17 protein-coding genes and 1 other annotated feature are annotated in these 20,795 nt (G+C 54.4%); of the genes, 13 read left to right on the forward strand and 4 right to left on the reverse strand.

The genetic code is table 11. The annotated features are described in order from the left end of the window. The first annotated feature begins 10 nt into the window (after window positions 1–10). Genes rsfS through D7Z26_RS08105 form a run of 3 tightly spaced genes read left to right on the forward strand, consistent with a single transcriptional unit; the run spans window position 11 to window position 2,075 of the window. The gene (gene rsfS, locus D7Z26_RS08095; RefSeq protein ID WP_120975674.1) at window positions 11–355 is read left to right on the forward strand and encodes a ribosome silencing factor; all 345 of its coding nucleotides are present in this window, start codon (window positions 11–13) and stop codon (window positions 353–355) included. Continuing rightward, window positions 352–1,263 (forward strand): CvfB family protein, encoded by a 912-nt coding sequence (locus tag D7Z26_RS08100; protein ID WP_120975676.1) that lies wholly within the window; start codon window positions 352–354, stop codon window positions 1,261–1,263. Before rsfS ends, D7Z26_RS08100 begins: the two co-directional genes overlap by 4 nt. Before the next feature lie 11 nt (window positions 1,264–1,274). After that, on the forward strand, window positions 1,275–2,075 hold the full coding sequence (locus D7Z26_RS08105; RefSeq protein WP_120975678.1) for a class I SAM-dependent DNA methyltransferase: 801 nt from the start codon (window positions 1,275–1,277) through the stop codon (window positions 2,073–2,075). A 72-nt stretch (window positions 2,076–2,147) separates the two neighbouring features. On the opposite strand, the gene D7Z26_RS08110 is transcribed toward D7Z26_RS08105, so the two are convergent. Continuing rightward, window positions 2,148–4,364 carry an MMPL family transporter gene (locus D7Z26_RS08110; RefSeq protein ID WP_120975680.1) on the reverse strand — a complete coding sequence of 739 codons (2,217 nt, stop codon included), beginning with the start codon at window positions 4,362–4,364 and terminating at the stop codon, window positions 2,148–2,150. A gap of 135 nt (window positions 4,365–4,499) precedes the next feature. Here D7Z26_RS08110 and D7Z26_RS08115 point away from each other — a divergent pair, with 135 nt between their 5' ends. The 3 genes from D7Z26_RS08115 to D7Z26_RS08125 all read left to right on the forward strand — a co-directional run bounded on the left by D7Z26_RS08115 (window position 4,500) and on the right by D7Z26_RS08125 (window position 8,970). After that, entirely contained in the window at window positions 4,500–5,117 is a 618-nt protein-coding gene (locus D7Z26_RS08115) for a TetR/AcrR family transcriptional regulator (protein ID WP_120975682.1), read from the forward strand. A gap of 52 nt (window positions 5,118–5,169) precedes the next feature. Then, window positions 5,170–5,413 (forward strand) — a binding site (T-box leader). An 81-nt stretch (window positions 5,414–5,494) separates the two neighbouring features. Then, on the forward strand, window positions 5,495–7,933 hold the full coding sequence (leuS, locus tag D7Z26_RS08120) for a leucine--tRNA ligase (protein ID WP_120975684.1): 2,439 nt from the start codon (window positions 5,495–5,497) through the stop codon (window positions 7,931–7,933). A gap of 329 nt (window positions 7,934–8,262) precedes the next feature. Further along, window positions 8,263–8,970 (forward strand): hypothetical protein, encoded by a 708-nt coding sequence (locus tag D7Z26_RS08125; RefSeq protein WP_120975686.1) that lies wholly within the window; start codon window positions 8,263–8,265, stop codon window positions 8,968–8,970. Window positions 8,971–9,544: 574 nt separating this feature from the next. On the opposite strand, the gene comER is transcribed toward D7Z26_RS08125, so the two are convergent. Further along, window positions 9,545–10,369 carry a late competence protein ComER gene (gene comER, locus D7Z26_RS08130; protein ID WP_120975688.1) on the reverse strand — a complete coding sequence of 275 codons (825 nt, stop codon included), beginning with the start codon at window positions 10,367–10,369 and terminating at the stop codon, window positions 9,545–9,547. Window positions 10,370–10,479: 110 nt separating this feature from the next. On the opposite strand from comER, the gene D7Z26_RS27445 reads away from it, so the two are divergent. The 4 genes from D7Z26_RS27445 to D7Z26_RS08150 all read left to right on the forward strand — a co-directional run bounded on the left by D7Z26_RS27445 (window position 10,480) and on the right by D7Z26_RS08150 (window position 15,740). Then, entirely contained in the window at window positions 10,480–11,109 is a 630-nt protein-coding gene (locus D7Z26_RS27445; protein ID WP_199731680.1) for a ComEA family DNA-binding protein, read from the forward strand. 85 nt (window positions 11,110–11,194) lie between these two features. Beyond that, on the forward strand, window positions 11,195–12,481 hold the full coding sequence (locus D7Z26_RS08140; protein ID WP_120975690.1) for a homocysteine synthase: 1,287 nt from the start codon (window positions 11,195–11,197) through the stop codon (window positions 12,479–12,481). Between the two features lie 35 nt (window positions 12,482–12,516). Then, complete coding sequence (locus D7Z26_RS08145; protein WP_120975692.1) at window positions 12,517–13,053, forward strand: deoxycytidylate deaminase; 537 nt, start codon at window positions 12,517–12,519, stop codon at window positions 13,051–13,053. Between the two features lie 107 nt (window positions 13,054–13,160). After that, window positions 13,161–15,740, forward strand: a complete 2,580-nt coding sequence (locus D7Z26_RS08150; protein WP_120975695.1) for a DNA internalization-related competence protein ComEC/Rec2 — start codon at window positions 13,161–13,163, stop codon at window positions 15,738–15,740. Window positions 15,741–15,783: 43 nt separating this feature from the next. Here D7Z26_RS08150 and D7Z26_RS08155 read toward each other — a convergent pair whose 3' ends face one another. Then, entirely contained in the window at window positions 15,784–17,235 is a 1,452-nt protein-coding gene (locus D7Z26_RS08155; protein WP_120975696.1) for a hypothetical protein, read from the reverse strand. Continuing rightward, complete coding sequence (locus tag D7Z26_RS08160) at window positions 17,232–17,771, reverse strand: RNA polymerase sigma factor (protein WP_233566718.1); 540 nt, start codon at window positions 17,769–17,771, stop codon at window positions 17,232–17,234. The genes D7Z26_RS08155 and D7Z26_RS08160 overlap by 4 nt, the downstream gene beginning before the upstream one ends. Before the next feature lie 196 nt (window positions 17,772–17,967). On the opposite strand from D7Z26_RS08160, the gene D7Z26_RS08165 reads away from it, so the two are divergent. From D7Z26_RS08165 to holA, 3 genes are all read left to right on the forward strand, one after another. Next, window positions 17,968–18,516: an RNA polymerase sigma factor gene (locus D7Z26_RS08165; RefSeq protein WP_120975698.1), complete on the forward strand. Its 549-nt coding sequence runs from the start codon at window positions 17,968–17,970 to the stop codon at window positions 18,514–18,516. Further along, on the forward strand, window positions 18,513–19,520 hold the full coding sequence (locus D7Z26_RS08170; protein WP_120975700.1) for an anti-sigma factor family protein: 1,008 nt from the start codon (window positions 18,513–18,515) through the stop codon (window positions 19,518–19,520). The genes D7Z26_RS08165 and D7Z26_RS08170 overlap by 4 nt, the downstream gene beginning before the upstream one ends. Window positions 19,521–19,744: 224 nt before the next feature. After that, window positions 19,745–20,776: a DNA polymerase III subunit delta gene (holA, locus tag D7Z26_RS08175; protein ID WP_120975702.1), complete on the forward strand. Its 1,032-nt coding sequence runs from the start codon at window positions 19,745–19,747 to the stop codon at window positions 20,774–20,776. Window positions 20,777–20,795 lie beyond the last annotated feature (19 nt).

Here is a 20,795-nt window from a genome sequence, read left to right on the forward strand (position 1 = left end):
AGGCTGAGACATGGCAGGAAGCTCAGAACAATTATTGAAAACGGTGCTCGTCGCGGCGGAAGAGAAAAAAGCGCATGACGTAGTCGCGCTGAATTTGCAAGGCATATCGTTGATCGCGGATTATTTCGTCATCTGTCACGGGAATTCGGATACTCAGGTATTGTCGATCGCGACCGAAATCCGCAAGAGCGCGGAGTTGCTCGGCAAGAGGGTACGCATGGAAGGCGCGGATACCGCTCGCTGGGTACTCGTGGATATGGGAGACGTCGTCGCCCACGTGTTCCACCGCGACGAGAGGGAATTCTATCACCTGGAACGGTTATGGTCCGACGCGAAGGCAGTTGAGATCGTATGAATTTAACGGCCGGAACCTTGCAACGACTGTGGGTTCGCAGGGAAATATCCCCTTATGGCTGGTTTCTCGGATTCGGCCCGGATGAGGGGCCCGAGGTTCATCTGCCTTACGGAGAAGCCGTGGGCATTAAACCGGACATCGATACGGAGATCGAAGTGTTTCTGTTCCATGACGACAAGGAACGGGTAACGGCCACGCTGCGCAAGCCGCTGATCACGCTCGGAGAAATGGCGAAGCTTACGGTGGCGGATTTCCACCCGAACTTCGGCTTTTTCTTGGAGATGGGCATCGGCCGGCAACTTTTGCTTCCGCTGAAGCAGTTTCCTCCGGAGCGTAAGAATGTGTGGCCGCAAACCGGCGACGAATTGTTCGTGGTCATGAAGCAAGACAAAGAAGGGCGCATGCTCGCTCGCTTAGCCAAGATCGACGATTTCGCGCCGCACGTATTCCGCGCGCCGACCTCGTGGTTGAACCAATCGCGCGAAGGTTGGGTGACCGACGTGTTCCGGGACGGCGTATTCACGCTAGTAGACGGCGGCGTGCTCGGCTTCGGGGCGCTCGGCTACATTAACGACGCCTCGATGAACCATCCGCTGCGCATCGGACAGAAGTTCAACGCACGGGTTACGCAAGTGCGCGAGGACGGCCGCGTTTCCTTGAGTCTTCGGGCTACGAAGGAAGTCGGACGTCTTGAAGACGCGGATCGCATTCTGGCGTTCCTCAAGGAACGGCCTGGCAGTGCGATGCCTTATTCCGACCAGACGAGCGCGGATGATATTCAACGCCGGTTCCAACTGAGCAAGTCCGCGTTCAAGAGAGCGCTCGGCAAGCTGATGAAGGAAGGGCTCGTGAAGCAGGATGGCAACTGGACGCGGTTGATTAAGACCGAAGAAGAATCAGGGGAATAGGAGAAACCATAATGCGAACGTACCGGCAATTCGCGGCAGTTTATGACCGTCTGATGGAAGAGATGCCCTATTCCGACTGGATGAGCTTCGCTCGCCGTTGCTGGGACAAATATGGGATACCGAAAACGGTCGTCGATCTGGGCTGCGGTACGGGCAATCTGACGATCCCGTTAGCGCGTTCGGGATTTAGCGTGTTCGGCATCGACATTTCCTCGGAGATGCTATCGGTCGCCCGCAGCAAGTGGGACGAGCCCGCTAGCCGCGGCGGTTCGCGCGACGAGCCGGGAACGATTCGATGGCTGCAGCAGGATATGAGGGATTGGGATCTGCCACAGCCCGCAGATGCCGTCATCAGCTTCTGCGATTGCTTGAATTACTTGACCGAGCCGGAAGACATCGCCTCGACGATTCGTCACACTTACGAAGGACTCGGCCCTGGCGGGTTATTCCTGTTCGATGTGCACGCTCCAAGACAATTGGAGCGATATGCGGACGAGCAGCCTTTCGTTTACGACGAGAAGGACGTCGCGTATTTATGGACGTGCGATTACGATTCGGATCGCATGGAAATCGAGCACTCGTTAACTTTTTTCATTCAGGAGGAGCCGGGATCGAAAGGCGGAAGCGGGGCGTTGTATAGCCGATTCGAGGAATCGCACGTCCAGCGGGCGTACGATCCCGAATGGATCGCCGATCAACTCGTCGAAGCGGGCTTCGAGCTGCTTCACCGTTGCGCCGACTTCAAGTGGGAGCAACCGCCTGACGCCCGATCGGAAAGGTTGTTCTTCGTTGCCCGCAAGCCGCAATCCTAATCGCATACGAATAACGGGGCAACCCCTGAAGTCCGGTCGACTTCAAGGGTTGCCCCGTTTGTATTTCGGGCGTTAAGTCCGGGACTGTTCCGTTACCGGTTCATGCTTGCCCGGCCAGAAAGCCCAACGGCCGAGCAGAAGAGTTATAGCGGGCACGAGGAACGGACGAACGACGAACGTATCCAACAATACGCCGATCGCCGTAATCATTCCGAACTGGACGAGTACTTGAATAGGCAACGTGGACAGCACGGCGAACGTTCCCGCGAGGATAAGACCCGCGGAGGTGATGACGGCTCCCGTATCTCCTACGCCTTCTTTGATCGCTTGTATTAACGGCATATGTTTTCTCTTCTGCCAGATGCTCGAGATCATGAAGATGTTATAGTCTTCGCCGAGAGCGACCAAGAACACGAATGAGTATAACGGGATGGCGCCTTGTATGGCGTCCGCCCCCATTACGTAATGAACGATGATCCAACCGAGTCCGAGCGCCGAGAAATACGACAGGATAACCGTTAGCACCAAATAGATCGTGGCCACGATGGAACTAAGGTAGAGGAGAAGGAGCAACGTGATCAGTCCGATTACGATCGGAATGATCATCCTTGTATCTCTCTCGCCCGTTAGTTTCGTGTCGTGCTGTTCGGAAGTCGCTCCCCCGATCCACACATGGTCGTTCGGAGCCTCTATGCCCGCTTGGCTTAGAGCGCCGGCAACCGCTGCTTTGAGATCGGGAATGCGCGCCATCGCTTCGAGCGAATACGGATTCAGGTTGAATTGAACCTCGTAATTGATGATCTGCGGGTTCTCGCTACCCGTCTGCGGTTTGGCTACTTGGCTAATAAACGGGAGGCTGCTCAAGGTTTGTGCGAGATCGATCGCCTTGCCTTGCGTATCTACGATGACTTTCGCGGGAGCAAGCTCCCCGGGCGAGAATTGTTCGCCGATCGTCGCGAAGCCTTCCCTAGATTCCATTTCCTTCGGGAACGAGGAAAGAATGTCGTAAGTGTATTTGATTTGCGTCGTGAACGCCGCGAAACCGCCGAGCAGGACGATGCAAATGGCGACGATCCACCACGGCTTGCCGACAACGGTTTTCCCTACCCAATTACGCGGTGCCTTCGGATCAACCGTAGGAAGGGGTTTGCCTTGGCGAACGGCGCGTTCTCTTTGCATCTCTGGCGTGCGAGGCACGAACGGGTAAAAGGAAGCGCGTCCGATAATGGCTAACAGGGCGGGAACTAGCGTTAAGCTGGCGATTCCCATGATCAATATCGCGATGCTGAACGGAGCCGCGAACCGATGGAATGCGCCGAATTCCGCGACGAGCAGCGCCAATAGAGAGAGAACGACCGTCAAGCCGCTCATGGCAATCGCTCCGGAGGAACCGGTGATGGCGGCGAGCAAGGCTTTGCCTTTGTCTGGCTCTTCTTTCAGCAACTGACGGAAACGCGAGATCAGGAACAGGCAGTAGTCGGTTCCCGCGCCGAACAGCAGCACGGTCATGATGGAGATCGCTTGCGAGTCGACGACGATCCATCCTTCGTGCGCCATCCAACCGAGTATCGGATTTATGACGCCGTAGGCGAACCCGACCGCGATTAACGGCAGGAAAGCCAGTATCGGCGAGCGATAGATCAGGAGCAGCAAAACGAGCACGAGCAAAACGGTTCCGAGCATTAACGAAAAATCGGCGTTCTTGAACAAGCCGGTCGCGTCGACTTGAATTCCGACGGGTCCCGTGACGCGGGCGACGAGTTGATCGGCGGCGTCCTTCGCGGCGGCAAAAGGATCTGCGCCGAACAATTCCTTAACCTGATCTTTCATCACGGTTAAGCCTTCCCTCAACTGGTCGGCGTCCGCGTTTTTGGCGAAGAACACCGGCGTAACGATCGACTTGCCGTTCTCGGACAACTCGCCCTTCAACGCCTGAGACGGCAACTGGTGTAGAGGAGGTACGGATGTCTGGTGAGGAACGGGAGATGCTGTCAACCGCTCCGCGAGCTTCTGGATGTTACCTAGGTCCGCATCCGTTATTCCGCTCTGCCTATACCAGACGATGAGCGCGGGAACGTCCGCTCCGCTCGGGAATTCCTTTGCCGCGATCGCATCGGCTTGCACGGAAGGCCTAGCGTTGGTTAAGTTCGGAGCGGCGTTGTTTTCTTCCTTATTAACGGACGGCAGCAATGCGCCGAGCAACCCGGCGGCTACGATCCATACGATTAGAGTGACCCATTTCCCCTTTTTACCGGCAACCCATTTGCCAAATCCTCTTCTTTTGTGCATCGTTTTACTCCCTCCAAAACATAATTTCTATGAAACGGGTTAACTATTGGATATAATTTTAATGTGGACCTTTTAATTATATATACCGGAAGGTTAATTATGCAACTTCGATGTTAGAGAAAGGGGAGGACTTGGATGACAACATCCCAGGATAAACGTTCTCCGGGAAGACCGAAGACCAGATCGGATCAGCCGTCGATGCGCGACAAAGTGCTGAATACCGCATCTCTTCTTTTCATGGAGCTAGGCTACGAGCCCGTTTCAATAAACATGATCGCCGAACGAGCCGGAGTGACCAAAGCGTCCGTCTATTATTATTTCGAGAATAAAGCCGTCCTCTTCACGACATCCGTAACGGAAATGATGTCGAGGATATGTTCCTATACGTTGAAACACATTCAAGCGCACTCGGACATGAAGACGAGACTGGAACAGATCGCCCTGTCGAAAATGTCGAGATCGCACGTGGAATTCGAGAGTTTGATGCGGGAGGCGATGCCTTTCTTGACGGAGGAACAGAGGCAGGCTATTCGTACGGCCGAGAATTCCATTCACATGGTGCTCGCCGAGTCGTTCCGCGAAGCGATGGAGCAAGGCCAAATCGCGCAAGGCAATCCGATGATCTTATCGCACGCGTTCTCCGCGCTGCTCATGATCGGGAACCGGGAGTTTATCGGAGATCGTCCCGTCTCCGGAGCGGAAATGGCCAAGGAAATCATCGGCCTGTTCTGGAATGGGATTTCTCAGCGCTAGAGGGTGCCGTTCGCTTGACAGCATTCGCGTGAATTGGCTATAATCATGGCATACTTTGGCTGAGATAAGGAGCAGTACTCGCAACGCGTTAACTAGAGAGCCGGCGGAAGGTGCAAGCCGGTTAACGCGAACGACGAACTCGCCTTGGAGCCCCGAGCCGAACGAAAGCTTCCAAGGGAAGTTATTCGATAAGCTAGGCGATTACCTCTCGTTACGAGGCACGAGTGGGCAGTTCTCCAAGCAGGAGGCTTGCCAACTAGGGTGGTACCACGGGAATCCAATCTCTCGTCCCTAGCGACATCGCTAGGGGCGGGAGTTTTTTGTTTGTCTTGGCGCAGGATTGGACAATTAGAACGAACACAAGGGAGTTAACGGACATGTCTCACGAACAAGGGCAAGGCTATCAACCGCTGAAAATCGAGCCGAAATGGCAAAAGTATTGGGACGAGAACAAGACGTTCCGCACGACGGAAGACGAGGGCAAGAAAAAGTTCTACGCGCTCGACATGTTTCCTTATCCATCCGGAGCAGGACTGCACGTCGGTCACCCGGAAGGTTATACCGCGACCGATATCGTCAGCCGCTTCAAGCGTATGAAGGGCTTTAACGTCCTGCACCCGATGGGCTGGGACGCGTTCGGATTGCCGGCGGAACAATATGCGTTGCAGACTGGTCGCCATCCGCGGGAGATCACGGTGGAGAACATCGACAACTTCCGCCGCCAGATCAAGTCGCTGGGCTTCTCCTACGACTGGGAGCGCGAGTTCAGCACGACGGATCCGGACTACTATAAGTGGACGCAATGGATTTTCATCCAATTGTATAAGAAAGGCTTGGCCTACGTCGCGGAAGTTCCGGTTAACTGGTGTCCCGCGCTCGGTACGGTACTCGCGAACGAAGAAGTCATCGACGGACTGAGCGAGCGCGGAGGACATCCGGTCATCCGCAAGCCGATGCGCCAATGGATGCTTAAGATTACCGAGTACGCGGAACGGCTGCTCGAGGATCTCGAGGAACTGGATTGGTCCGAGAGCATTAAGGATATGCAACGCAACTGGATCGGCAAGTCGACGGGAGCGGAAGTGACTTTCGCGATCGACGGTCACGATTCGGCGTTGACGGTGTTCACGACTCGTCCCGATACGCTATACGGCGCGACCTATTGCGTCTTGGCGCCGGAGCACGAATTGGTCGGCGCGATCGCGTCAGCGGAGCAGAAAGCCGCGGTCGAGGCTTACGTCGAGCAAGCCGCGCGCAAGAGCGATCTGGAACGTACGGATTTGGCGAAGGACAAGAGCGGCGTATTCACGGGCGCTTACGCGATTAATCCGGTGAATGGAGCCAAATTGCCGATCTGGATCGCGGATTACGTGCTCGGCGGATACGGCACGGGCGCCATTATGGCCGTTCCGGGCCATGACGAGCGGGATTGGGAATTCGCGAAGAAATTCGAATTGCCGATCGTTGAAGTGGTCGCGGGCGGAGACGTTGTTGCGGAAGCTTACACGGGCGACGGTAAGTTGATCAATTCCGATTTCCTGAACGGATTGGGCACGGTCGAAGCGATTGCCGCTATGATCGCTCGTCTCGAGAAGGACGGCAAAGGAAAAGGCAAAGTCACTTACCGCTTGCGTGACTGGTTGTTCAGCCGCCAACGTTACTGGGGCGAGCCGATTCCGGTGCTGCATTACGAGGACGGCACGATGGATACGATCCCGGAAGAGGATCTTCCTTTGCTGCTGCCGGACGTTGAGGCGATTCAGCCTTCGGGCACGGGCGAGTCACCGCTCGCTAACGTGACCGAGTGGGTTAACGTAATCGATCCGCGCAACGGTAAAAAAGCTCGCCGCGAGACGAACACGATGCCGCAATGGGCCGGCAGCTGCTGGTACTACTTGCGTTTCATCGATCCGCATAACTCCGAGGTGATTTGTTCACCTGAGAAGCAGAAGGAATGGCTGCCGGTAGACCTGTACATCGGAGGCGCGGAGCACGCGGTGCTTCACTTGCTGTACGCCCGTTTCTGGCATAAGGTATTGTACGATCTTGGCGTGGTGAACACGAAAGAGCCGTTCCATAAGCTTGTGAACCAAGGCATGATCTTGGGCATGAACAACGAGAAAATGTCGAAGTCCCGCGGCAACGTCATTAATCCGGACGATATCGTAGGCGAGTTCGGGGCGGATACGCTTCGCGTGTACGAGATGTTCATGGGGCCTTTGGAGGCGACGAAGCCTTGGAACACGAACGGCGTAGAAGGCGTGTACAGATTCCTGGCCCGCGTCTGGAGATTGTTCGTCGACGACAATACAGGCGAATTGAATGCGAAGATTCAAGAAGTGCCGGGCGACGAGTCTTTCCGCCGCACGTGGCACAAGAGCCTAAAGAAGGTCGGCGAAGACTACGAGGCTTTGCGGTTTAACACGGCGATCAGCCAGATGATGATCTTCGTCAACGAAGCCTACAAGTCGGATGTGTTGCCGAAAGAAGCGATGGCGCATTTCGTGCAAATGCTGTCTCCGATCGCTCCGCATATCGCGGAAGAGCTGTGGGAGAAGCTTGGCTACGAGGGTTCCGTGTCCTACGTCGCTTGGCCGCAATACGACGTATCGCTTACGGTCGATGCCGAGGTCGAGATCGTCGTGCAAGTAAGCGGCAAAATCGCCGATCGCCTGAACATTCCGGCGGACCTCGACGAAGCGGACATGCAGGCGCTTGCGCTCGAATCCGAGAAAGTGAAGGAATTGCTCGCCGGCAAGACGGTTCGCAAAGTCATCGCGGTCAAAGGCAAGCTAGTCAACATTGTGGCGAATTAAGCGATTTAAGCAGGGTTAGCGAGTTGGCGGACAATGAGAGTTCGAAGGCAAATAGGTGAATATCGTGGCGACAAATGAGAGTTCAAGGGCAATTGGTCAACATCGAGGCGAACTAAGCAGGGCTAGCGAGTTGGCGACCAATGTGTTCAAAGGCAAATTAGTCAACATCGTGGCGAACTCTCACTTCTCCCAATTAGGCCCTGTTATGAAATGGCGAACGAATTGAATAGGTAATTGCAGCGTGAAGCACACGCCGCTTGTCCCCTTTGCGGGATAGGTGGCGTTTTTTTTTTTTTTCTTGTTTGATATTTGAACGGGAGGGAATGGGAATGGGAATGGGAATGGGAACGACGGCGGGTTCAGGTTTATTCGATGAAACGTTCGAAAGATTCCTCGCGATCCAGCGCGACTCCGCGAGCGGGCAGAGGCTCGAGATGTTGAATAGAAATTTGGAAGGTACGAGAAAGCTGCTCGAAGTCGTCGTATGGCCGGCTCTGCAGTCCTACGATGGAGTTATTTTGGAACAAGAGATGGTGGGTTCCAACGGCGTGAAGATCTATATCGATGTTTATTATGAGCCTCTAGAAATCGCCTTCGAATGCGACGGCTTCGTCGTTCATGCCGAGAAGATCACGAGAGACCGCTTCGATTTCGAGAAGACGCGAATAAGATCAATGGGGCTGTCACAGGTCCTCTATATGCCGTTCAGCAGGGATCAACTGGATAAGCAGCCCGATATGTGTAGGCGGGTGTTTTACGAAATTATCGGAAAGTATTCGAGTGTTTCCGGAAGTAGGTTCATGGAAGAATTGACGGTATATGAACGCGAGGTGATCAGGTATGGTTTTCATCTGAAGCGCGCTATTCGCCTAGAGGACGTGAAGTATTGTCTGAAGTGTGATTACAGACGAGCCTATAACGTGATAACCCGTCTCATCGAGAAGAACCTTATGAAAGCCGTAGGCACCTCAACCCAACGAGTTCATAAATATGAGCTGTTACCCCTTGCAAAGGAATACTTGCTAGGTCGAAGGTAGCTACAGCGAAAGAGCAGGGCGCTGGAAGGAGGGGGATCGTTCCACGGTTGTAGGAGCGTTGTAGTTGGAGTTAGTCAAACTAAATGAGTGCCGGGAGTAGCTTGGTAGCACTGTAGTTGGAGTTGGTCAAACTAAATAAGTGCTGGGAGTAACTTGGGGCGCTGTAGATGGAGTTAGTCAAACTAAATGAGTGCCGGGAGTAGCTTGGGGCGCTGTAGTTGGAATTAGTCAATCTAAATGTGTGGGGGGAGTAGCTTGGGAAGCTGTAGTTGGAGTTGGTCAAATTAAATGAGTGCCGGGAGTAACTTGGGAGCGCAGTAGTTGGAGTTAGTCAAACTAAATTAGTGCCGGGAGTAACTTGGAGCGCGGTAGATGGAGTTAGTCAAACTAAACGCGTGCTGGGAGTAACTTGGGGCGCTGTAGCTGGAGTTAGTCAAACTAAATTTGTGCCGAGAATAGCTAGGGAGCGCAGTAGTTGGAGTTAGTCAAACTAAATGAGTGAGAAGCGAATACAATTCAAACAAGGCGGCCAAAGCCGCCGGAGTGGAACGCCTATTATTGCAACCTAAGGTAGTTACCTTGGAAACAGGGAGGAGTCGACGCGGTCCAAGTCTTCGGCGAACTTCTCGTGAGTCGTGCCCAGTACTTGAAGGAAGACGCCCCGCGTAGACTGGCTTAATACTTCGAGCGCCGCCGCGGTGATGCCGCCGGGGACGGACACTTTACTCTGAAGCTCGGCGGGCGTGCAGGGCAATTCGAGCAGGAGACGCGAGGTTCCTAGCATCATCTCGCAAGCGAGCGCTGTCGCGGTTTCCCTTTCCATTCCGGTCGACATGACGGCCGCATCGATGAACTGTTCCAGTAAGTTGGCGAGGAATGCAGGTCCGCAGCTCGATATGTCCGAGGCGACGCGGACTTCCTCCTCCGGGACGACGATCGGTCGGCTGATCGCAGTGAATAGATCCCACAAAGCGACGCGATCCGCTTCCGTTAACCGGGTGCCCCACATGAACAAAGACGCCCCGCTTCCTACGGCATTCACGACGCTGGGGATGATCTTGGCTATTTTACAGGGAAGCAGTTCCTCCAAAGAAGAAATTTTCACGGGACTCGTGATAGAGATGACGATCTGCTCCGGCGTTAACGTGGATGAGATCTCGTCCAGCACCCCGCGGAAGTCCATCGGTTTAATGCATAAAAATAAATAATCCGCGCCGGAAGCCGCTTCATTGTTCGAAGAGGCTACGCGCATCCCGGGATATTCGTCGGCAAGTCGAACTGCTTTACCGGAGGTTCGAGTACTGACGCATATGTCGTCAGGTTGCATGGCTCCGGCGCGTACGAACGCTCCCACTAATAAGCTTCCCATGCTTCCGGCACCAATGAAACCGATTTTCATCACGTTGTCCCTCCCAATGCGAACTATACATCCCATTGTATGAAAGAGTGCTTGGGCGTCATGACGCTTTTTCTTTAGGTAAACTATTCATTAGAGAGGATGACTCGAAGATGCCGAGAGGTACGAAACGATCCATCAATCAAATCGTCGCATTTAGCATGCTCGCGGTCGCGGCGACGCTGCTAGCCTTTGCTTTTATTATTCAAGGTACTAAAACATCAATCCCGGGTTGGACGCCGGTTAACGAAGCGTTGACGACTGCCATCGCAAGTCTATCTCCCGAGCCTTCGGCCGGGAAATCCGGACAACTTACGGATAATATTGCACGCGCATCGGTAAACGCAACCGCAAACGCAAACGAAATCGCACCGCCCTCCGGGGAAGCCTCGGGAGGACCCGTACACTCGCAATCGCAGACCGATCCCCAGCAACCGCAGGAGCAGGTGCAGGGGCAATCCCAATCCCAGCAACCCCAACAGCAGGCGCAGGAGCAAATTCAGTCCCAGCAACCGCAACAACAGATTGCACCGGCGTCTCGATTAATGGACATTAACTCCGCGACTGAATCCCAGCTTGATACTTTGCCGGGAATCGGCCCAGCCAAAGCCAAAGCGATAATTGCTTACCGGGACCAGCATGGAGGTTTTCGGAACGTCAAGGAACTGATGAAGGTGAAAGGAATAGGAAGCAAAGTGTACGAGAAGATAGCCGATTCCATAGAGGTTGTCCAAAGGAACTAATTCCCGTCGCATGCTTTGACAATCCCTACAAATATGAGAGAATAAGAGGGATAACTATTTCTTTACCATTTGGGAGGTTCATTGAATGAGCAACGAATATTCATTGGAAACGCTTGCCGTACACGGCGGCCAGCAGATTGATCCAACCACGATGTCCCGCGCGGTACCGATCTACCAAACGACTTCTTACGGCTTCCGCGACACGGAACATGCCGCGAATTTGTTTGCGCTCAAGGAATTCGGTAACATTTATACTCGTATTATGAACCCGACATCGGACGTATTCGAGCAACGCGTAGCCGCGTTGGAAGGCGGAGCCGCAGCATTGGCGGTAGGTTCCGGACAAGCGGCCATTACATATTCCATCTTGAACATCGCCGGAGCCGGCGATGAAATCGTATCCTCCGCGAGCTTGTACGGCGGTACCTACAACCTGTTCGCGATTACGTTGCCCAAGCTGGGCATTAACGTCAAATTCGTTGACCCGTCGAATCCCGAAAATTTCCGCGCGGCGATCACGCCGAAGACGAAAGCGGTATTCGCGGAGACGATCGGCAATCCGCGGGGAGATATTCTCGATATCGCCGCCGTCGCCGCTATCGCGCACGACAACGGAATCCCGTTGATCGTGGATAGCACGTTCGCGACTCCGTTCTTATGCCGACCGCTCGATCACGGCGCGGATATCGTCTTGCACTCGGCAACGAAATTCATCGGCGGACACGGAACGTCTATCGGCGGTATCGTCGTCGACGGCGGTAAGTTCGACTGGAAAGCAAGCGGCAAGTTCCCAGGTTTGACCGAACCGGATCCGAGCTACCACGGCGTCGTATACGCGGACGCGGTAGGCCCGGTCGCGTACATTATCAAAATGCGCGTACAGCTCCTTCGCGACATGGGCGCGGCGCTTGCGCCATTTAACTCCTTCATGTTCCTGCAAGGATTGGAAACATTGCACCTTCGCATGGAGCGTCATAGCAGCAATACCTTGGCGGTCGCGAAATTCCTCGAGAGCCATCCGGCCGTCGAGTGGGTGAGTTATGCGGGCTTGGAAAGCCATCCTTCTTATGCTCTCGGACAACGTTATTTGCCGAACGGCCAAGGCGCGATTCTGACTTTCGGCATTAAAGGCGGCGTCGAAGCCGGCAAGAAAGTCATTAACGCGGTGAAGCTGTTCTCGCATCTGGCGAACGTGGGCGATTCGAAGTCCCTCATTATTCACCCGGCGAGCACGACGCATCAGCAACTGAGCGAGGAAGAGCAAATCGGCGCGGGCGTTCAACCGGGTATGATTCGTCTCTCGGTCGGCACGGAAGGCATCAAAGATATTTTGAACGACCTGGATCAAGCGCTGGTAGCTAGCCAGCAGTAATCGGCATACAAGAGCCTGACCGGAGGTAATGGAAGATGACGGCCCTGCGCAAGGACTGGGACACGTATTTTATGGATATCGCTTTTATGGTTTCGACCCGATCCAGATGCCCCCGACGGCATGTCGGCACCGTTCTCGTTCAAGGGAAAAAGCTGCTGGGGACGGCATACAACGGTGCGCCTATGGGCGTACAGGATTGTTCCGAAGCCGGTTGCATGATCGTCGAGGAATTCGAGCCGACGGCCGGCGACGAGCCGAATGGCGGAATGATCAAGAAGCAACGGTGTATTCGGACGATCCATGCCGAGCAGAACCTTCTGTTGTTCACGGATCGCGTCGACCGGGAAGGGTCGGTCGTCTACGTGACGGATCAGCCGTGCTGGACATGCGCGAACATGCTGGCGAATAGCGGTATTGCGGAAATCGTGTATTATCGCCTTTATCCGAAGGATCATGGCAAAGTCGCGGGATTGATGGAGCAACGGGGATTGATATTCAGGCAAATCGCCAATTATGCTCCTCCTGCGGATACTGAAGTTCAAGACGGCTTTAGTCCTCCTACCCATCGTTAATAATCGCGAGAGGAAGAACCTCTCCGCGGGCAGTCGCCCGTTGGAGGGGTTTTTTCTGTTGTAGATCCGGAATCTATGCGGTTCAACTTGATTCAAGGAGGGGGACTATGAACGAAAGGCCTTTAGTAGCCATTGCATGCAGCTGGATCGCCGGCACCGCTCTGCTGTCGCTCTTGCAGGAAGCGAGAGCGTTTATCGTGATATTCGCTTTTCTACTGTTTCTTGCCGGTATGCACATCTTAGGCTGGGCAAGACCCCGGATCGTTTTGTTATGCGCGGCCGCGATCCTCTTGGCATTCGGGGAAAGGCTATGGGTCGAGCATAGGCTCGATGCGGGACTTGAAAAGGCGATGGCCATTCAAGTCGAGGATGGGGGAGCAATCGAACTTACCGGCAATATTTCTTCGGATGTCGAAGTAGATGGCGATCTTGCCCTGTTCAAGTTCAAGGCTGCGGATCGTTCCGGCACTTTTCTCGTGCGCGTCAAACTAAGCAAGCAAGAAGATCGGACCGTTGCATCCGCATGGCGAAGGGGAGACGGCGTACGTATAAGCGGGACGTTAACTTTGCCGGGGGAAGCGGGCAACTTCGGCGATTTCGACTATCGGAGCTATTTGAGCAAAATGGGCATAAAATGGCAGTTGATCGCGAAGGGGTTAAGCTCGGTCGAGTTTACCGGTTCTTCCGTTCCCTGGACGATGCGGCCTCTCCGTATCATGGATCAATGGCGCGACGGAATCGGCGCGATCATGGACAAGCTTTACCCGTACGGCGATGCCGGTTATATGAAAGGATTGGTCATCGGGCTGCGTTCGGATCTTGATCCCCGCCAATACGATGGCTTCGCCAGAATCGGGTTGACGCATGTGCTGGCAATATCCGGACTTCACGTAGGAGTAATCGTATACATTCTGCTTAAGTTCGGAGCGATGCTAAGATTCACCCGCGAGCGCACGCTTGCCCTAACTATCGCGGCAATGCCGCTATACATGCTGATTACCGGCGCATCGCCTTCCGCGGTTCGCGCATGTTTGATGGCGATGCTCGCATTGTGGCTGGCCAGGCGCAACGAGTTGAAGGACGGCCTTCATTTGTTGCTTGCCGCGGCAATAGCGATGCTCGCATGGAATCCCCTACTCATCGAAGACGTTAGCTTTCAGCTCTCGTTTCTCGTAACTGCGGGGCTTATCTTGTTCGTCCCAGCGGTCAATGAAGCGCTGCCGATCCCCTGGACATGGCTTAAAGGACCTGTCGCCGTGGCGCTTACCGCGCAATTCATCTCTTTTCCGGTGACGATCTACTATTTTCATGCGGTTCATCTGCTCTCTTTGCCTGCGAATTTCGTTCTAGTACCGTTCATCAGTTGCCTCGTCATGCCGTTAGGGATGGCATCGATCGCGCTGGGCGGAATCTGGCTTCCTCTTGGTATCGTACCGGCCAAGTTGGCGACGTTGGGTAATCAATTAACGTTCGCGAGCGTCGATTGGCTGAACGGATTTATCGGCTTGCGAACGGTATGGCCGCAACCTTCGTTGCTTTGGGTTTTCGCGGCTTATGCCCTAATGGGTAGAAGCCTATATGCATTTAAAAGACGATCGGCCTTGTCGAAAAATCGAGAGTGGTGGGAGAAACGAGCATCCGAAGCCGCGGCTAGGGATTCGGATATGACGCAGCCGGTGGACGGCGTTGGCTTCACGGTGACGAAATCTGCCGCTCGCACGCACGGCTCCGCTATCAGGATGCTCGCATTCGCTTGCACGGTAATTCTATGGCTGCTTTGGGGCATCCAACCGGAAAGGTTGAATCGGCAAGCAACCGTTTCGTTCTTGAACGTCGGTCAAGGTGACAGCATCCTTATTCGCACAGGACAGGGCAAACATATTCTCGTCGACGCCGGAGGCACGGTAAGCTTCCGCAAGCCGGGAGAGGAGTGGCGGGTGCGCAGCGATCCCTACGAGATCGGTCGCAAGCTGATCGTCCCCTTGCTTCTGAAGCGGGGGATCGGACATCTGGACGCGTTGGTGCTCACGCACTTGGATGCAGACCATATCGGAGGCGCTGAAGCGATCCTGAGCAACATACCGGTTCGCGCATTGTTATTCAACGGGACGATCAAAGATTCGCCCGTCGCGGTATCTCTGCTAAGTCTCGCCGCGGCTAAACATATTCCGTGTTACGCCGTCCATGCGCAGTTGGATTGGAAGATCGACAAGTCGACGGCAATTCGCGTGCTGTATCCGATGGCGGACGATGGAGATTGGAGCACGCCGGAAGTATGGGACGAACAAAACAAACGCAGCGTAACGATGCTGTTGACGATGTACGGACGGACGTTCCTGCTTCCCGGCGATCTGGAAGCGGACGGGGAAGAGGAAACCGTCGTAGCGGAGAGACTGGCGGACGTAAGTCGCGGATCCCAAACTGGTATTCATCAAGTCGACGTTCTGAAAGCCGGGCACCACGGAAGCAAAACGTCGACGACCCAATCTTGGCTCGACTATTGGGTTCCGATAGAGACGGTTATCTCCGTAGGCGAGCGCAATTCGTACGGACATCCGAACGGCGGCGTGCTTGAGAGGTTATACGAGACGGGCAGCCGAGTGTGGCGAACGGACCTGAACGGCGAGATTCAATATCGCATTAAGCCGAACGGAGAGATGAGCCGAAGAACGCTTCGTGAGAAGTGAAAATAAGCCGCCCGGTCCAATAGTATCGAAGGCGGCAAGTAATCTAGCCGTTGGGCGAATAACGAACGGTCGTTGCGACCGCGAGTAATAAGGAATGGAGCTCGGCATCCTTCGAAGGGGAACGAATGACGATGATCGTCCCATGCTCTTTATCGGGTTCGTAAGCGAAGTAATCGAATCGAATCGTCTTATTGTCGCCCCAGAACTCGGAACCGAGGTAATCGGAATAGGTTTCGAGATCTTTTTCTTTTCTCAGAACAGGCAGAGGCGTTTCATCGGGATTCCGCAGATCAATATAGCTGAGCCCGTCAGCGGCTTGGAATTGATATCCGTCCTCGAACTGGACTTTTTTAATCGCATCGGGCAAATAAAGGCCGAAATCCTCCCGCGGAGCCTGAAACCAATGCGCTTCCGTTTCCCCGTCGCCGACCGGCAACGAAATCGCCGGAGTACCGTCGTATGCGTCCGAATTCGTTATCCATTTCGAAGCCGTTATCGGTTGTTTTACGATTTCTACGGAATCCGTTCCTTTAACGTAGCTGTATTGCTGTTCGCCCGTATCCCGGATTACGCGGAAAATTTGCCGCTCGCCGTCGTAGACGACCGTGCTCGGGTGCTCGGCATGGAGGGCTAAGTTCATGTCGACGAATCGAACCTTGCCGTCGATCAACTTGTAGACGATCGCTTTGCCGATCGTCGACGATACCGCGGCGACGGCTTCCGTATTTCCGTCCCCGTCGAGATCCGCCTCCTGAACGAAGGCGTTCAGGCGGAAATCGCTGATCGGAACTCCAGGCATCGAATCCTCGAAATGGAACCAATTGTTCGTTACGCAATTCGCGCCGCATGAGGCATAGAGACGAAGGTGAAACGAACCGAACAGATTGCTCTTCGTAATTTCGACGTCGTTCAAATAGGTCAGTTCGCCCGCGGTACCGATCTCGTAAAGGTCGGACGTCTCTTGGCCGCCGGCGACGATTCCCATACCCGCGTACAATTGCGAATCCCCCTCTTGCTTAGCGTATACGTAATAGTTGCCCAGTCCGTCAACTTTGATCACTCGTTTGACGATTACCGATGATTTGGCGATTCGGACGCCTTCGATCCGGTCGACTTCCACGGGATAATCCCCCAACGATTTAGCCGGATCTTCATAGACGAGAGGGATCCGTTCGTCGTTCGTCGCCTGCCCCGTGCTTGAAGGGTTATCGCTTCCCGCAGGGCCTGGATCGTTCGTGCCGAAGATCGAGGAGGGTGGGGATGCGAGGGAAGACTGATCGCCGGTATTCGTAAGCATAGGCAGCAGAATGGCCATGCCGACAACGATCGCCGCTAGTACGGCGCCGCCGAGCCGCCAAGCCGATCTTTTTGTCCGAATGTCCGCTGGCTTATTTTCGATTACCCGAACGACCTCGCGTTTCATTTCTTCGGTAAACGTACCTTTGCCGAGACCGCCTTGAGCCTCCCGATACCATTCCGGTTTCTGCGCAGTCATTGCTCCCACCCTTTCATTGTAGACTCGACCGATTTGCGGGCGCGATGAAGCCTGGACTTCACCGTTCCTTCCGGAAGCCCGAGAAGCTGAGCGATCTCGCGTACCGGAAGCTCGTGCTCCAAATCCAGTACGAGAACTTCGTGCAGCTTGTTCGGCAGGCACAGGATGACCTCCCAGATTTCCCCGGCCGTTCGCTCGCCCATATAGGCAGACTCTGCGGAAGGAACGGCTTGGCGCGATTTTACGATGCCGAACAGCAAGATTTTGCGGAAATAGCCGGATGATACGTAATTCAATGATAGATTCCGGGTAATCGCGAGCAGCCAAGTTTTGATCGAGGATTGACCTCGGAAAGAACGGATGCCGTAATGCGCTTTAATGAAAACCTCTTGCGCGATATCCCTGGCTTGCTCCCTGTCGCGGGTAATGACGTAGGCGTATTTCCAGACATCGTCCCCGTAGCGGTCCATAAGCAGCCGAAGCTCCGTCTCGTTCACGGAATCCATATGCTTTAAATATTCGGAACCCATACCCATCCTTACACCTCCAACCTATTAGACAGGTGCTTTAAGCATTCGGTTCCATAGTTCCAACATAAAACATTATGACTTTCTTCTCATTTTTGCTAGACTAAAAGTTAGTGATAACATATTACCGGAAATTCCCTTAAAGGGATTGCAACCTTTCATCGGACGCATGCGTCTGTGAAGGTGCAGGGGAGGAGGATCTTCTGTGGTGGAGCCGGCTCTGATCAAAGCCGCACAAGCGGGCGACCGAGAAGCTCTCGTTACGCTACTCCGCGAAATTGAGAATCAAGTGTATCGTACCGCGTATTATTTGCTGAATAACGAGCAAGACGCGATGGACGCTTCCCAGGATGCGCTTATCCGTATTTACACTAAAATCGATTCCTATGAGGAAAAGGCTCAATTTCGCACTTGGGTGCAACGGATCGTAACGAATATTTGCATCGATAAATTTCGGCGCAAAAAGCCATCGGTATCAATCGACGAGCATGAAATGGTTTTTCAGGCGGGAGACAACGTCGAGACCGAGGTTCTTTCCGCATACGCCGCGGAGGAGATACGCGAAGCGATCGGCAAGCTGCCCGAGCATCATCGGACCGTCGTCGTGCTGCGTTATTTACAGGATTTTTCGTATAACGAAATCGCGGATTCATTGAATCTGCCGCTTAATACCGTGAAATCATACTTATTTAGAGCCCGACAACAATTGCAAATTCTACTTCACGATTATCAGAAAGGTGGTGTCCGGGGATGAATTGCCAAGAGGTGATGGAACTCATGCAGCGTTACATTGACGGCGATCTGGATCAACAAGAAACGTCGCTCATGATGGATCATACAGGTCAATGCCCGGATTGCGCCGCCATGTTGGTCAGGTTGCAGAAGCTTTCCAGCGAGCTAGAACAGCTGCCTCGCGTCGTTCCGAAGTTCAGTCTCGTAGATGCGATCATGCCGGAGCTGGAACGTTTGCACGCGGCTAGCGACGCCGACGGCGGAGATCATGCCCGGGAGTCGGCGGTCAAGGAAGATGCGCCTAAGGTAACAAGATCGCAACGTCCAACGCGGCACCTGTACGGCAAAATCTCGGGAGTCGTCGCTGCGGGGATCGTCGCCGGCTTGCTCTTATTCGGACAGCCTGACAAATGGTTATTAACCGGAAACAGCCACAACGACGCTTCTTCCGAGCAAAGTTCGATGGCGTCAGACCTCGATAGCAACGCGCCGCAGGCGGCAAACCGTTCTCTGATGAAGTCGGAAGCCGCCGACAAAATGAAGGACGAAGCCGGCTTGGCCGCCGAAGAGCAACAAAAGGTTACGGGACTCAGCCAGTCCATCCCGGAATCCCCGACGCCGAGCTCCGCGCTTGCCGGAGCCGATAAAGCACCTTCAAAGCTCGACGCTAAGTCCGGCGGAAGTCAATTTTCGATCGCGGAACAGCCAAGCGCATCATCGTCGCCGGCGCCCGAACTTGCGAAACCCGGCATTACGAGCAATGGCTTGACCGCTATCCCGGCTACGTTGTCCGAATCTCCAGACGGTAAGTGGCAGGGAGTTGCGATCGAAGGAGACGGCACTTTCCAGGTCATCAAGAAGGAAGACAACAGCCTGTTCTACTCTTCCCAGAAAAGGGACGGCAAGATCGGTTTGCTGAGCTGGAGCGACGACAGCGCCGTTCTCTATTTCACCTACACCGATGCGGAGGGGACCCCGTCCCAGTGGGAGTTCGACACGACAACGGGCAAAGAAACCAAACGCTAAAAAGATTCGCACCTTTTCCGCGCAATCGCGTATAGTGTACGGAGAGTGTTGGCGATCGTCATTGGACTATCGTCGCGGTCGTTCGCGCACGGCACCATGGGCCGGCCTACGAACGTTGATATAGATGTCCGAGGACAAAGGGATCGCGCCTTGCGAAAGGTGTGATCTCTTTGTTTTTTTGTTGTACAATGAAGAAACGACTTGAAACGAAAGGCGGAGCGGCCATGGACGTTAAACAGGCATTTAGGTCGATCAAGACGGGCCAGATCTCTCCGGTGTACGTCTGTTACGGAACCGAATCCTACGTGATGAACGAATTCATCGAACGATTGCTGGAACAGCTTGTCCAACCCGATCACAGGGAGATGGGCGTGGTGCGGTTCGATACCGCGGAAACTCCGGTGGACGACATCGTCGACGAAGCGGAGATGCTTCCATTCCTCGTACCGAGCAAGCTAATCCTCGTTCGGGACCAAGTTTTGTTCGCATCGGGCAAAGAATCGGCGCGGGTCGAGCATCGACCGGAGCGGTTGCTTGCTTATATGGCGCAGCCGTCCGAGACGACGGTGCTCGTCTTTATGGTACCCAACGAGAAGCTGGACGAGCGTAAGAAACTAGTCAAGAACGCGAAGGCGAACGATTCGGCGATCGCCTTTAGCCCGTTGCAGGCGGAAGAGCTGCTGCAATGGCTGCTGAAGCGGGCGACGAATCAAGGCCGGACAATGGCCCGGCCTGCCGCGGAAGAGCTGCTGCGGCGCGTAGGGTCCGATATGCACGCGCTTGCCGCCGAAGCGGACAAGCTCTGTTTGCATGCGGGAACCGGCGGTTCCGTGACGTTGGACGCGGTGACCTCGCTCGTGCCGATGGCGACGGAGCAGAACGTTTTCAAGCTGACCGAAGAGCTCGCGGCGTTGCGGACGGAAGCGGCGATCGCGCTTTATTACGATCTGCTTAAGCAAAGGGAAGAACCGATAAAGCTGACGGCGCTATTAGTCCGTCAATTCCGCAATATGCTGTACGTGAAGGAACTCGGCAATCAAGGTTATTCGCAGCAACAGATGGCCGCGCAGATCGGATTGCATCCGTACGCGGTTAAGATTACGGGCGAGCAAGCCCGCAAATTCAGCCAAGAACGACTTGCGACGTTGCTATCGGAGCTGGCCGACCTCGACTTCGCGATGAAAACCGGGCGGGTCGACAAGGCGCTCGGCCTCGAGCTGTTCCTTCTCAAGACGAGTTCGAGAGGCGCGAGCTGATTACGCCGTTCCCGCCTTC

It is taken from the genome of Cohnella endophytica, assembly GCF_003628305.1.
In the GTDB taxonomy this organism is placed as follows: domain Bacteria; phylum Bacillota; class Bacilli; order Paenibacillales; family Paenibacillaceae; genus Cohnella; species Cohnella endophytica.

Bases quoted from the DNA above. Each gene is read 5' to 3' on its own strand.
- rsfS (WP_120975674.1), top strand. From the start codon at position 11: ATGGCAGGAAGCTCAGAACAATTATTGAAAACGGTGCTCGTCGCGGCG.
- D7Z26_RS08100 (WP_120975676.1), top strand. From the start codon at position 352: ATGAATTTAACGGCCGGAACCTTGCAACGACTGTGGGTTCGCAGGGAA.
- D7Z26_RS08105 (WP_120975678.1), top strand. From the start codon at position 1,275: ATGCGAACGTACCGGCAATTCGCGGCAGTTTATGACCGTCTGATGGAA.
- D7Z26_RS08110 (WP_120975680.1), bottom strand. From the start codon at position 4,364: ATGCACAAAAGAAGAGGATTTGGCAAATGGGTTGCCGGTAAAAAGGGG.
- D7Z26_RS08115 (WP_120975682.1), top strand. From the start codon at position 4,500: ATGACAACATCCCAGGATAAACGTTCTCCGGGAAGACCGAAGACCAGA.
- leuS (WP_120975684.1), top strand. From the start codon at position 5,495: ATGTCTCACGAACAAGGGCAAGGCTATCAACCGCTGAAAATCGAGCCG.
- D7Z26_RS08125 (WP_120975686.1), top strand. From the start codon at position 8,263: ATGGGAATGGGAATGGGAACGACGGCGGGTTCAGGTTTATTCGATGAA.
- comER (WP_120975688.1), bottom strand. From the start codon at position 10,369: ATGAAAATCGGTTTCATTGGTGCCGGAAGCATGGGAAGCTTATTAGTG.
- D7Z26_RS27445 (WP_199731680.1), top strand. From the start codon at position 10,480: ATGCCGAGAGGTACGAAACGATCCATCAATCAAATCGTCGCATTTAGC.
- D7Z26_RS08140 (WP_120975690.1), top strand. From the start codon at position 11,195: ATGAGCAACGAATATTCATTGGAAACGCTTGCCGTACACGGCGGCCAG.
- D7Z26_RS08145 (WP_120975692.1), top strand. From the start codon at position 12,517: ATGACGGCCCTGCGCAAGGACTGGGACACGTATTTTATGGATATCGCT.
- D7Z26_RS08150 (WP_120975695.1), top strand. From the start codon at position 13,161: ATGAACGAAAGGCCTTTAGTAGCCATTGCATGCAGCTGGATCGCCGGC.
- D7Z26_RS08155 (WP_120975696.1), bottom strand. From the start codon at position 17,235: ATGACTGCGCAGAAACCGGAATGGTATCGGGAGGCTCAAGGCGGTCTC.
- D7Z26_RS08160 (WP_233566718.1), bottom strand. From the start codon at position 17,771: ATGGGTATGGGTTCCGAATATTTAAAGCATATGGATTCCGTGAACGAG.
- D7Z26_RS08170 (WP_120975700.1), top strand. From the start codon at position 18,513: ATGAATTGCCAAGAGGTGATGGAACTCATGCAGCGTTACATTGACGGC.
- holA (WP_120975702.1), top strand. From the start codon at position 19,745: ATGGACGTTAAACAGGCATTTAGGTCGATCAAGACGGGCCAGATCTCT.